This window comes from Herbaspirillum robiniae, assembly GCF_002213415.1.
GTDB lineage: Bacteria > Pseudomonadota > Gammaproteobacteria > Burkholderiales > Burkholderiaceae_D > Herbaspirillum > Herbaspirillum robiniae.
In genome coordinates this window covers 529,720-541,767 of record NZ_NJGU01000001.1, presented here as the reverse complement: position 1 = coordinate 541,767, position 12,048 = coordinate 529,720, and the positions used below count along the sequence as shown (strand labels likewise).

Annotated in this window: 13 protein-coding genes; 1 reads left to right on the top strand and 12 read right to left on the bottom strand. The window is 61.8% G+C overall.

What is annotated here, in order from left to right:
- Positions 1-15: 15 nt before the first annotated feature.
- The 5 genes from fliJ to fliF all read right to left on the bottom strand — a co-directional run bounded on the left by fliJ (position 16) and on the right by fliF (position 5,470).
- The gene (fliJ, locus tag CEJ42_RS02285; protein WP_088749909.1) at positions 16-456 is read right to left on the bottom strand and encodes a flagellar export protein FliJ; all 441 of its coding nucleotides are present in this window, start codon (positions 454-456) and stop codon (positions 16-18) included.
- 37 nt (positions 457-493) lie between these two features.
- A complete protein-coding gene (fliI, locus tag CEJ42_RS02280; RefSeq protein WP_088749908.1) occupies positions 494-1,900 on the bottom strand; it encodes a flagellar protein export ATPase FliI in 1,407 nt (468 codons plus the stop codon).
- A gap of 28 nt (positions 1,901-1,928) precedes the next feature.
- The gene (gene fliH / locus CEJ42_RS02275; RefSeq protein ID WP_079215238.1) at positions 1,929-2,633 is read right to left on the bottom strand and encodes a flagellar assembly protein FliH; all 705 of its coding nucleotides are present in this window, start codon (positions 2,631-2,633) and stop codon (positions 1,929-1,931) included.
- A 64-nt stretch (positions 2,634-2,697) separates the two neighbouring features.
- Positions 2,698-3,693: a flagellar motor switch protein FliG gene (gene fliG, locus CEJ42_RS02270; protein ID WP_079215237.1), complete on the bottom strand. Its 996-nt coding sequence runs from the start codon at positions 3,691-3,693 to the stop codon at positions 2,698-2,700.
- Positions 3,686-5,470, bottom strand: coding sequence for a flagellar basal-body MS-ring/collar protein FliF (gene fliF / locus CEJ42_RS02265; RefSeq protein ID WP_088749907.1), 1,785 nt, complete (start codon positions 5,468-5,470; stop codon positions 3,686-3,688). Before fliF ends, fliG begins: the two co-directional genes overlap by 8 nt.
- A 254-nt stretch (positions 5,471-5,724) precedes the next feature.
- On the opposite strand from fliF, the gene fliE reads away from it, so the two are divergent.
- The gene (fliE, locus tag CEJ42_RS02260) at positions 5,725-6,081 is read left to right on the top strand and encodes a flagellar hook-basal body complex protein FliE (RefSeq protein ID WP_079215235.1); all 357 of its coding nucleotides are present in this window, start codon (positions 5,725-5,727) and stop codon (positions 6,079-6,081) included.
- A 139-nt stretch (positions 6,082-6,220) separates the two neighbouring features.
- On the opposite strand, the gene CEJ42_RS02255 is transcribed toward fliE, so the two are convergent.
- The 7 genes from CEJ42_RS02255 to CEJ42_RS02225 all read right to left on the bottom strand — a co-directional run bounded on the left by CEJ42_RS02255 (position 6,221) and on the right by CEJ42_RS02225 (position 11,998).
- Positions 6,221-6,976 (bottom strand): flagellar brake protein, encoded by a 756-nt coding sequence (locus CEJ42_RS02255; protein ID WP_079215234.1) that lies wholly within the window; start codon positions 6,974-6,976, stop codon positions 6,221-6,223.
- A gap of 22 nt (positions 6,977-6,998) precedes the next feature.
- Positions 6,999-7,343: an EscU/YscU/HrcU family type III secretion system export apparatus switch protein gene (locus CEJ42_RS02250; RefSeq protein ID WP_079215233.1), complete on the bottom strand. Its 345-nt coding sequence runs from the start codon at positions 7,341-7,343 to the stop codon at positions 6,999-7,001.
- Complete coding sequence (fliK, locus tag CEJ42_RS02245) at positions 7,330-8,502, bottom strand: flagellar hook-length control protein FliK (protein ID WP_088749906.1); 1,173 nt, start codon at positions 8,500-8,502, stop codon at positions 7,330-7,332. Before fliK ends, CEJ42_RS02250 begins: the two co-directional genes overlap by 14 nt.
- 2 nt (positions 8,503-8,504) lie before the next feature.
- Positions 8,505-8,834 carry a flagellar protein FliT gene (locus tag CEJ42_RS02240; RefSeq protein ID WP_079215231.1) on the bottom strand — a complete coding sequence of 110 codons (330 nt, stop codon included), beginning with the start codon at positions 8,832-8,834 and terminating at the stop codon, positions 8,505-8,507.
- A gap of 2 nt (positions 8,835-8,836) precedes the next feature.
- Complete coding sequence (gene fliS / locus CEJ42_RS02235; RefSeq protein ID WP_088749905.1) at positions 8,837-9,301, bottom strand: flagellar export chaperone FliS; 465 nt, start codon at positions 9,299-9,301, stop codon at positions 8,837-8,839.
- Positions 9,302-9,331: 30 nt separating this feature from the next.
- The gene (gene fliD, locus CEJ42_RS02230) at positions 9,332-11,407 is read right to left on the bottom strand and encodes a flagellar filament capping protein FliD (RefSeq protein WP_088749904.1); all 2,076 of its coding nucleotides are present in this window, start codon (positions 11,405-11,407) and stop codon (positions 9,332-9,334) included.
- 234 nt (positions 11,408-11,641) lie between these two features.
- Positions 11,642-11,998, bottom strand: a complete 357-nt coding sequence (locus CEJ42_RS02225; RefSeq protein WP_088749903.1) for a flagellar protein FlaG — start codon at positions 11,996-11,998, stop codon at positions 11,642-11,644.
- Positions 11,999-12,048 lie beyond the last annotated feature (50 nt).

Genomic DNA, 12,048 nt, shown 5'->3' with positions numbered 1-12,048 from the left:
TTGCTTCGTCGTTGCCTATCGTTTGTAGAAGGTGATGCGCGAGGCATGTTCATCCATGGCCTTCTGGTCGCGCTTGTTTTCCTTCTGCAATTCCTTTTCCTTGGCGCGCGCCGCCAGCGTGTCGTAGGACATGCGCTTGCGTTCGCAGGCCTGCCAGACGCTGCGCGCTTCAGCCACTTTCTGCTGCGAGCTGCGTACCACGGCGTGCTGGCCGTCGATGGCGGTATCGATCTTCTCGATGAAGAGCTGGAAATTGCGATAGCTCAGCGCCGTCAGGCCGTTGGTCAGCGTGTCCTGGAACCTGGCCGCGTAATCGTCGCGATATTGTTCCAGGATGGCAAGTTTCTGCTGCGCTTCCTCGCTCACGCGGATAGCCCGGCCGAGGCGTTTGGTCGCATCGTCGGTCTCTTTGGTCGCCAATTCGATCAGCGTCTCAAGTGCGGAGGGAGTAGCCATGATAGTTTTGATTATATTTTTGCGTGCAGGTGCTCAATCAACCGAATAGAGCGGTAAGTTGCCTCAAGCTCTCTGATACATCGGCCTGCTCATGAATCCCTTGCTGCAAAAACGCTTCGATTCTTGGCAACATGGCAATTGCCTCATCCAGAACCGGGTCGCTGCCGGCCGCATAGGCGCCTACGCTGATGAGGTCGCGGCTGCGCTGGTAGCGGGAGTACAGCTGCTTCAGGTGGCGCGCGCGGCGCTGGTGATCGTCGTCGGTGATGCTGTGCATGGCGCGGCTGATCGACTGTTCGATGTCGATGGCCGGATAGTGGCCGGACTCGGCCAGCTGGCGGTTGAGCACGATGTGGCCGTCCAGGATCGCGCGCGCGGCGTCGGCGATCGGGTCCTGCTGGTCGTCGCCTTCGGTCAGCACGGTGTAGAAGGCGGTGATGGAGCCGCCGCCTTCGTCGCCGTTGCCGGCGCGTTCGACCAGCGCCGGCAGCTTGGCGAACACCGAAGGCGGATAGCCCTTGGTGGCCGGCGGTTCGCCGATGGCCAGGGCGATCTCGCGCTGGGCCATCGCATAGCGGGTCAGCGAATCCATGATCAGCAGCACGTCCTTGCCCTGGTCGCGGAAATATTCGGCGATCGAGGTGCAATAGGCGGCGCCTTGCAGGCGCATCAGCGGCGGCGTGTCGGCCGGCGCGGCCACCACCACCGAGCGGGCGAGGCCTTCCGGCCCGAGGATCTGCTCGATGAATTCCTTCACTTCGCGGCCGCGCTCGCCGATCAGGCCGACCACGATGACGTCGGCGCTGGTGTAGCGCGCCATCATGCCCAGCAGCACGCTCTTGCCCACGCCCGAGCCTGCGAACAGGCCCATGCGCTGGCCGCGGCCGACGGTGAGCATGGAGTTGATGGTGCGAATGCCGGTGTCGAGGATGTCGCGAATCGGCGCGCGGCCCAGCGGGTTGGCGGCGCGCACGGCCAGCGGCGCCGAGCGTTCGGTGTGCAGCGGGCCGTAGGCGTCCAGCGGACGTCCGGCGCCGTCCAGCACGCGACCCAGCAGCTCGTCGCCGACCGGCAGGCGGCGGCTGTGCTCATCGGCGCGGCGCGGGGTGAAGGTGATGGGGCCGGTGCGCGGCGGCGGCTTGACCGGCTCGACGGGAAATACGCGGGTGCCCGGGACGATGCCTTCGACGTCGCTCTGCGGCATCAGGAACAGGCGATCGTCCTGGAAGCCGACTACTTCGGCTTCGATCATCATGCCGTTGGGCAGCGGGACGTTGCACGGGCTGCCCACCGGCAGCTTCAGGCCGACCGCTTCCATCACCAGGCCGGCCACGCGCGTGATGCGGCCGGCGGTCTGGGTCGGCTCGGCCATGTCCACCAGGCTGCGGCAGTTGTGCAGGTAGGCTTGCCAGAGGCTGCTGTGGGAAGGCATCGGGGAGTTCATGCGGGTCTCCCGTTCACATTTGCATGGGTTAATCCAGCCAGTCGAGCTGCTGGGACAGCGACTCGGCCAGGCGCTTCCAGCGCGTCTGCGCGGTAGCGTCGATCTGGTTGGTGCGGGTTTCGACGCGGCAGCCGCCGCGCAGCACGTGCATGTCTTCCTCGATCTTCCAGCCGTGCTTGCTCAGCTCTTCGCCCATGTGCTCGCGCACCAGCGCGGCGTCTTCCGGGTTGAGCGTGAGGGTGGCCGGCAGTTGCAGGCCGGGCAGGGAATGGATGGCGGCGGAGACCGTCGGCAGGATGAGCTCGGGGCGCACGTTGAGCGCGGTCTTGAGCATGGCCTTGGAGAGATCTAGCGCCAGGTCCAGCATTTCTGGCGCCATGCTTTCGCTGCATTGGGACACTTCAGTGCTGAAGTTGACCGCAATCTGGCGGAAGTGCTGGATGACTTCGTTGATTTCCTTCTGGCCTTGCTGCAGCCCGGCCATGTAGCCTTCGGCGCGGCCGGCCTCGAGACCGTGCTGGCGGCCTTCGGCAAAGCCCTCCTGGCGGGCGGCTTCGCGGATCGCGTCGAGCTGCTCGGCAGTGAGCTGCGGCACCGGCGGCGGTTCTTCGTCGAACTCTTCCTCGACGATCGGCGCGGGTTCCGGCTCGGGTTCTCCCTGCTCGTTGAAAGACGCCAGCTCCCAGCGCTGGTAGGGCGTCATTTCTTCCTTGGGAATGATCTTCGCACGCATGGCTCTACATTAACTCCAACTCAAACCGGCATGCCCGAGGCAGTGCGACAACAGGCCAGGCGCATCAGACGAACGCATCCTCGCCCTTGGCGCCCAGCACGATCTGGCCTTCGTCGGCCAGGCGGCGCACGATCTGCAGGATGGCCTTTTGCTGCGCGTCCACTTCGGACAGGCGAACCGGTCCCTTGGACTCCAGGTCTTCCTTCATCATCTCGGCCGCACGCTGCGACATGTTGGCGAAGATCTTGTCGCGCAGGCCCTGCGAGGCGCCCTTGAGCGCGACGATGAGCGATTCGGACTGGACTTCGCGCAGCAGCAGCTGGATGCCGCGGCCGTCGATGTCGATCAGGTTCTCGAACACGAACATCTCGTCCATGATCTTCTGCGCCATGTCCTCGTCGTAGCCGCGCAGGTTGTTCATGACCGAGGTCTCGTTCTCGCCGGACATGAAGTTCAGGATCTCGGCAGCGGTACGGATACCGCCCATCTGTTGCTTCTTCAAGCTCTCGTTGCCGGTCAGCAGTTTTGTCAGAACGTCATTCAACTCACGCAACGCGGCCGGCTGCACGCCGTCCAGGGTTGCAATACGAAGGATCGTATCGTTGCGCAGACGTTCCGTGAAATGATTGATGATGCCGCAGGCATGGTCGCGCTCGAGGTGAACCAGGATGGTGGCGATGATCTGCGGGTGTTCGTTGCGGATGAGTTCGGCCACCGACTGCGCGTCCATCCACTTGAGCGCCTCGATGCCGGAAGCATCGCGGCCGCCCAGGATGCGGTTGAGCAGGGACGTGGCCTTGTCGTCGCCCAGCGCCTTGGTCAGCACGCTGCGGATGTATTCGTCGGAGTCCAGGCCCAGCGAGGACGCCTGTCCGGTTTCTTCGACGAAATCGGACAGCACAGCGTTGATTTCCTCGAAGCTGACATTCTTCAGGGCCGACATCGCCGCGCCCAGCTTCTGGACTTCCTTGGGGCCGAGATACTTCATGACCTCGGCGGCCTCGTCTTCGCCCAGCGCCAGCATCAGGATGGCACCTTTTTGAACGCCGTCGTTACTCATTGTTCACCCAGCCCTTAATGATGCTTGCCACCAGTTTGGGATCGTTCTTGGCCCACTGCTTGGCGGTTTCGAGGTTCGCCTTGTACTGTGCGCGGTCGTCGAGTTCCGGCTCGCCGGAGAGGTTGACGATGGCGTCCGGATCGTCCGGATCGAAGCCGGCGGCGACTGCGGCGGCTGCCGCGGCGGCCTCGGCCTCGGCCTTTTCCTTGGCCAGGCGCTCGCGTTCTTCGCGGCCCGACAGCTTCCAGATGATCGGGCGCAGCACGCCGAAGTAGAGGTACAGCAGCACGGCGGCCAGCAGCACGTACTTGCCGATTTCCTTGGCCAGCTCGATCATGCCCGGCTGCTTCCACAGCGGCAGTTCCGGTTCGAGGTCGGTGCTGAACTGGGTGTTGACCACGTTGAGCGAATCGCCGCGATCCTTGCTGTAGCCCATCGCTTCCTTGACCAGGTCGCTGATCTGGTTGCGTTCGGCCTCGGTCAGCGGACGCATCACGATCTTGCCGGTGTTGTCGATGGTGCGCTTGTAGTTCACCACCACGGCCACGGTCAGGCGACGCACGCCGCCCATCGGTTGCTGGGTGTAGCGCACGGTCTTGTCGACTTCGTAGTTGACGGTCTCGTCCTTGCGCGAATTGCCGCTGGAAGCCGGGGCCGGCGCCGCGCCATTGGGAGTCGCGGCAGCGCCCGCCTGACCCGGCGCGTTGGCGGCGGCCGGGTTGACGATCTGGGCGGTGGCCGGGGCAGGGGGCTGGTTGGTCAGCGCGCCAGGAACGCCGGAAGTGCCGTTGGAGGCGCTGTTGGCTTCGCTGCTCTGCTTGCTGCGCACCGCCGCGGTGTCTTGCGTCTGGTTGGGCTTGTAGGCTTCAGACGCTTGTTCGCTGCGCGAGAAGTCGATGTCGGCGGTCGCTTCGGCGCGCACGTTGCCGCTGCCGACGATGGGGGCGATGATCGATTCGACGCGCTTGACGATGTCCTGCTGAATGTCCTGGACATACTTCAGCTGGGTCGGATCGAGGGTATTGGTTTGCGCCTGCTTGGTGGTGTCGGAGAGCAGGTTGCCGTTCTGGTCGACGATGGTGACGGCCTTGGGCGAAAGCTCGGGCACGCTGCTGGCCACCAGGTGGATGATGGCGCTGACTTGCTGCTGGTCGAGGTAGCGGCCGGGGTAGAGGCTCAGCACCACCGAGGCGGTCGGTTTCTGCTGGTCGCGTACGAATACCGACGCCTTGGGCAGCGCCAGGTGCACGCGGGCGTTCTGCACCGACGACAGCGACTGCACCGAGCGCGCCAGTTCACCTTCGAGGGCGCGCTGGAAGTTGACCTGTTCGAGGAATTGGGAAATGCCGAGCTTCTGGTTCTCCATCAGCTCGAAACCGACGTTGCCGCCCTTGGGCAGGCCTTGCGCCGCCAGTTTCAGGCGGGCGTCGTGCACCATGTTCTCAGGCACCAGGATGGCCGTGCCGCCGTCCGAATACTTGTAGGGCACGTTCATCTGCTGCAGCGAAGCCACGATGGCGCCGCCGTCGCGATCATTGAAGTTGGAGAACAGGACGCGGTATTCGACCTTCTGGCTCCACATCCAGATGCCGATCATCAGGGCAATGGTGGCTGCCGCAGCGACAATGAGCAACACCCGGCGGCCTTGCGGCGAGCGCGCATAGCCGACCACGCCGCCCTGGGCGGGCTGCTGGGAGGCGACGCCGTCCGTGGAGGCGTTCTCGCTGGCCGGGTTGTTCGCGTCGCTGGTCATCGTACCGTCGGCTGCTACCGCCATGATTTCCCCTCTGGCGTACCCTCGGTTGCCGGGTTGATAATGACTTTATTCACTGCTTGCCTGCCCTTGATAGGTTTTTTGCTCAGTGTGGATTGTCCGTTGGACGCTGGAATTTGATCGCCCGAACAGAATGGCAAATTCCCCGCTTATTGTTGCGAGTTGTAAATGCAATGGTGTTAAGGTGCTCGTGTACAAACCGGCATTGCGAACTGCATGACCGAGCATCGAAAAAAATCGAATCCACGAGGTAGGAAATGGCAATCGAGAGTGTAATTGATACCAGCAGGATTGAGGCAATGGTGGCGCAGCTGAAGGCTGCGGCAGCGCGGGCGCAGGGCGCGGTCGATCCGGTCCAGGCCGGCGTCAAGGCCGAAAAGGCCGCGCCGCGGGTGGATTTTGCCGATGTGCTGAAAGGCGCGATCGACAACGTCAATGATTCCCAGCAGCAAGCCTCGAAGATGTCGCAGGCCTTTGCCATGGGTGACGACAACATCAACCTGTCGGACGTGATGATTGCTTCGCAGAAGGCCAGCATTTCCTTCCAGACCAGCATCCAGGTGCGCAACAAGCTGGTGTCCGCTTATCGCGACATCATGACAATGCAGGTGTGATCGAATTTATTTCGGAATTCCTTCGCCAAGGTGGCGTCGGCAGTTCTCTTGAAGAGATTTTGTTGCTGTAGGTGCAACGATCTTGCAGCAAAAAAGCCCGCGATTGCGGGCTTTTTGTTTTGTTGACGGAGCGCCGGGCTCACATCATGCCGGAGGCCTTGGCGTTCTGTTCGCGTTCCAGCTTGGTGATGAAGCGCTGGATGGCGCCCAGTACCGCGCGCGGGATATCGATGAACTGGCAGCCGAAGCGGTTGACCGTCTTGCCGTTGGTCATCTTGAATTCCTTGCAGTCGCGGATCTGCAGCTTGACCGATACCAGGGTGTTGTCGCTCAGTTCCAGCTGGCAATCTTCATAGATCACGCCCTGGGTGGTCGGCAGGATCTTCTTTTCATCGGTGATGCCCACGCCGCCCGCGCTGATGTTGTTGAGCAGGGTGACGATGGTGATGAAGGAGCCGTCCGGCTGGGTAATGCGGAAGGTGCAGCGCAGCGGCTTGGCGATCGGCGTCGGAATGCGGAAGTATTCGCGGCGTTGCAGGCGAACCAGGCTGGCGGGGATGTCGATCCGCAGCGCCGGGCGGTTCTGGTATTCCACCTTGCGCGCCTTGTCGACCACGAAGGTGATGCGGATGCTGTTGTACAGCGCTTCGAAGGCAATGCGGTTGCTGGCGACGATGCTCTCGTTGAGCATCGTGCTGGGGGCGGCGTCGATGATGAGCGCGCCATCATCTTCGTCGACTTCGAGAATCGACGTGATGACGGATTCCGACCCGCCTTTGATCAGCAGGCTCAGCAGCTGATTCTTTTCCATCATGCTGGTGAGCAGGGAAACGATCTCCCTCCGTGAATGAACCCGGAATGGGCTGTCGTCGTCGGTCTGGTTCTGAGTTGCCATCTGTGCGTCGTGTACGTCGAATTCAGCGAATTGGATCGCCTTCCCCGGAGGAATTTTTTATGTAATTTAACCCCGTATCATACATTACTGGCTCAGCTAATTGCATATTTTCAATACGATATAACCAAGCCAATAGTTCTGCGACGGTGCGATACAACGCCGGGGGAATTTGCTGGTCCAGTTCGACCTGCATCAGCAGCGAAACGAGCTCCTTTGATTCATGGACATAGACGCCGCTTTCACGCGCGCGCGCAATGATGGCCTCCGCGACCAGGCCGCTGCCCTTGGCCACGACGGTGGGGGCGGCTTTGCTGGCGTTGTAGGCGAGCGCGACCGCATTCTGCAGGGGGATGTTAGGCTTCTCCATCTTGCTTGACGATCAGCGAGTCCAGAGAAGTGCCGGCGGCCGACATGGCGTCGGCGAACATGGCGGTGTTGCCGCGCAAGGCGGCGGTGGCGGTTTCATTGTCGGCCTTGACCTGGACGTGGATCTGCTCGCCGATCAGGCGGATCGTGGCCGATACGCTGCCAAGATGGGCGAAGTTGAAGCGCACCACGCTTTGCCAGGTCGGCGGGGTCGGTTCGCCATCCGGCGTCTGTTGCTTGCCGTCCCCGTGTTCCTGGTTGATTTCCCATTCCATCTGCTGGCCCGGCCAGACTTCGCCGTGCCAGACCAGGCGCTGTTGCTCGAGCGCATTCAACTGCAGGTTGATGATCTGGCCGAGCTGGCTTTGCGCGGGATCGTTCTGGCTCAGCAGGTTGACGTCGCCGCCGTTCTGGCGGCCGACCTGGGCCTGCGGCTCCTTCATGAGCTCCTCGGCCGGGCGCCGTCCTTCGGCCCAGGCAGAGACGTGCGACTCGTAGAAAACGCCGCTGTAGGTGATGGCGTCATGCAGGGCGTTGGCCATCTGGTCGGTCGGCATGCCGGGCTTGGGTAGCAGGGCGGCGGGGGAGCTGACGTGGTTGGCGACGTTGCCCTGCTGCGAGGCCTGCAGCAGGCTGTCGATCAGCTTGCCGGCGTTGCTCAGCGTGGTGGTGGTGCTGGAAGGGCTGTTCGACTGCGCCTGGCGTCCCTTGGCTTGGGCGTCGACCGGGATTTCTTCATTTTCGGCAATCTGGCCGGCGCCGTCGCGGGTGACGAACTCCAGCGACTTCAGGTCCTTCTGCATGGCCTTGCCGGCCTTGCTCAGCGATACCGCGGCGCTTTCCTCGTCCGGGCGCAGGCTGCCTTCCTTGACGGCAAAGGTAGGGCGGGGATCTTTCGATACCAGCGTCAGGATCAGGGAGTCGCCCGTGCGGGCATTGGCCGGCAGCACCATGCGCGCGGCCGTATTGGCGATGCGCACCAGGTAGGTGCCGTCATTGAACGTGGAGAGAATGCGCCCGGCCATCTGCTGCCCGATGGCGATCTGCGCCAGGCGGCTGAAGGCTTCCTGCTTGGTGTCGGCGACTGAAACGACCGCAGTTGCCGCCTCGACTGAATTGACGGGCTGGACGGCGGTCGCGATGTCGGCCCGCGGCAGCATGATCAGCTACCCATGCCGTAGGTATTGAGCAGCTTCTGTTCGGTCTGGTTGCTTTGAATGAGGGCCGACAGCTTGCGCAGGCCCGGCTCCGTCAGGTTCCGGATGTCGCGGTCGTCTTCCAGGATCTTCCTGATGATATCGACCTTGCGGTTGCGATGCGCATCGGAGAGGGAAACGTTATCTTCAAAATTCTTCAGATTCGCAATGTGCTTGCCGCATTGCGCTTCCAGCGTGGCCAGCAGGTCCCAGTCGGCAGCGCGCGCGGCGGCCAACATGTCGTCGGTCAATTTGGAGATTGACTCGTAGATGGCGATGACGTGGTCACCGTTCATGTTCAGGCTTTCGCAAAGCTGTTTTGGAGGGCGTCCATCGCTGCCGTCGCGGACATCTGCGCCGGTGCGGGCGCGGCATTGGGGCCGATCTGCTCCCATGCAGAACGAATCTCGTCCAGCAGGCCGTGGATCTCGGTCAGGATGGCGGGATTGTTGTTCACGTTCGCTTCGAACAGGCGACGGCTCATGTATTCATACAGCGAATCCAGGTTCAGCGCCAGGTCGCCGCCCACGTTCTTGTTCAAACTGGCGCGCAAGCCGTTGTCGATGATGAGGATGGCCTTGGTGATGGACTCGCCCTTGTTCTTGATATCGCCTTCGGCCATATATTTCTTGGCCAGCGCAATGGCCACCAGCGCGCCGTCGAACAGCATGCTGATCAGCTTGTGCGGGCTGGCGGCGAGCACGCCGGTCTCGACCCCGATGTTTGCGTAGGCGTTCGCGCCACGCTTCATGCTTCCGAACATGACTTTCTCCTATGTTCGCGGATTGATGCTTCAGCTGCCAACCTTCGGCAGGTTGGCCAACTGTTGGGTCAGATAGCTTTGCGTCGCCTGCATGCTGGCCAGCGTAACGTTGAGTTGGTTGAACTGGTTGGTGTACGCGTCTTTCATGTTCGTCAGGCGCGCTTGCACCGCAGTCTGGCGATCCTGATTGATCTTCAGGCTGGCTTGCAGGCCGTTCGTCTTGGTAGCAATGAGGCCGCTGTCGCTCAACAGGCCGTCCAGCAGCGACTGCAATTTTGTGACGATACCATTTTTGGACGACGTGGTGTTGGTCGTGTCCGGGTCGGTCGCGCTGAAGAGGTTGGCGATGCCGGCGAAATTATTGGTGGCGGCGGTCGACAGCTTGGTGGCGTCCAATGCCAGGGTGCCGTCCTTCTGGAAGGAAATGCCGATGTCGGACAGCGTGCTGATGCCGTTGCCGCCGTCGACCGAGCTGAACATGGTATTGCGCAACTGGCTCAGAATGGTCTGGACCGACGATTCGCTGGCCAGCGGCGAGGAGTTGGTGGATTCGCCCAGCGTAGTGGACGGGGTTTGCTTGGTCAGGTCCGAGATCGCCTTGGCCAGCGTATTGTAGGCCGACACGAAGGTGTTGGCGGCCGTCGTCACGCCCGAGGTGTCGTTCGAGATGTTGAGGGTGAAGTTGTCTGCGGACGTGGTCACCTTGGCAAGGTTCAGCGTCACGCCGGAAATCACGTTCTCGACCTTGTTGCTGGGGCTGGTCACGGCCACGCCGTCAATCGACAGCTTGGCGTCTTGCGCCTTGAGCAACTGGCCCATCGCGCCCATGGTCAGGCCGGAATAGTCGCCGGCGCCCGTCAGCGACACGGCGCTGGTGGCGTTGGAGCCGGTAGGGGTCAGGACCAGGTGGTCGTTGGTGCCGTCGTTGCTGATGCTGGCGGTCACGCCCGCATTGGCGTTGTTGATCGACGTCATGATGTCGTTGAGATCAATCGCGCCGCTATTGTTCAGGTCGGTCGGGTTGATCGCGACGGTGGTGTCGCCGACTTTGAGGCTCAGCGAGCCGGAAGCGTAGGTCTGGCCTGTGGCCACGTTGGGCGAGGTGACCGAGCCGCTGGGGTCGAACGAGAATACCGAGTAGTTGCCGGTGCCGGTGATCTTGATCGTGTTGGCCGCGCCGCTGTCCTTGGCGGTAATGACCAGATGGTCGTTCGTGCCGTCGCTGACGATGGTGGCGTTGACGCCGGCGTCGCTGGAATTGATTGCATCACGCACGCCTTGCAGGGTGTTAGTGGCGGGCTTGATGATGGTGGTCGAGCCGGTGCCGGTCTTGATCGCCAGCAGACCGTTTTCGAAGGTTGTGCCAGGGGTGATGCCGGCCGAGCTCAGCTTTTGCGTTTGAGCCAGTTGCGACACCGACACCGAATAAGTGCCGGAGGCAGCCTTGGTCGCATCGCGCGGTGCCTGGGTCTGGGTCATCGTGCTCGGGGTCGAACCCGAGGGATCGTACGCAAAACCGGACAGGGTGTTGTTGGCCGTGACCTTGATCGTATTGGCGGTGCCGCCGGTATTGGACTCCAGCACCAGGTGATCGCCGCTGCCGTCGGTGACGACGGAGGCAGTGACGCCGGCGCTGGCTGCGTTGATTGCATCGCGCACGCCGGACAGCGTTGCATTGGCCTGGAGCGTAACGAATACCGGGGAATTGGTGCCGATCTTGATGGCGATGGAGTCGCCGGCATTGAAGGTGGTCCCGCTGGCGATGCCGGCCGACTGGATCTTCTGGGCCACGATCTTGGTGGAGGCGTCGCTGTTGACGTCGGCCGTGAACGGGTCGGTTGTCAGATTGGTGCCGGTGCCGGCGTTGTTGACTGAGCTCTTTTGCGAACTGAAGCTGGCTTCGGTCAGGCCTTTGACGGCCGACTGATAAGTCGACAGGGCGCTCTTGAGGTTGCCGTACGCAGAGATCAGGGTGTTGTAGCTGCTCGCCTGGGTCGTCAGGGGAGTCAGTTGCGACTGGCTTTCAGCAGAAATCAGCTGGCTGACCAGGGTGGAAACGTCTAAAGGACCTGCCGAGGTGGAAATGGTGCCGGTGGAAGTCGCCATTTGTTCACTCCTGAATCTGTGCGTTGCGCACAGCGTTGTGCGGGCTGCGCCGCGGTCAAGAGGAATTGGCTCTCAAGTACGGCGTCGGTGCAATCTATTGACGCTGTGCGGGATGAATACTTAATGCATGAATCCGTTATGAACTGGGGTAGACGAAACTATCATGCGCAACACCTGCCAGAAAACGGGCATTGGCGCATGACGCTCTTCGTGCCACTGCAGTTCGTACCAGACTCAAACCTTGTGGTTGATCAACAGCCCTTGCATCTTGTCGATCGACTTTGCAATGGCAATTGCTTCTTCACTTGGAATCTGACGAATCACCGTATCGGTTGCCGTATCGACAACTTTCACGATGGTTTTGCCGGTGTCCTGATCTTTGGAGAAGTTCAGGGCCGAAGCGTTCGCAGCGGCGAAATCGTTCAGCTTGCCTACGGCGTCGCTGACATCGCTTTCGGTCGCACGGCGCGCTTCCGGGGTTGCCGCCGGTGCAACGGTCGACACCACTGGGTCTGGCTTGGAGGTCTGGGGCAGCGCATATGCGGTGCCGGAGTCCCCTGCTGCTGTTATATTAAGTGGGGCAATCGACATGGTGTTACTCCCTTCCTTAAAGGAACGTGCGGAGAATATTGCCTATCCTC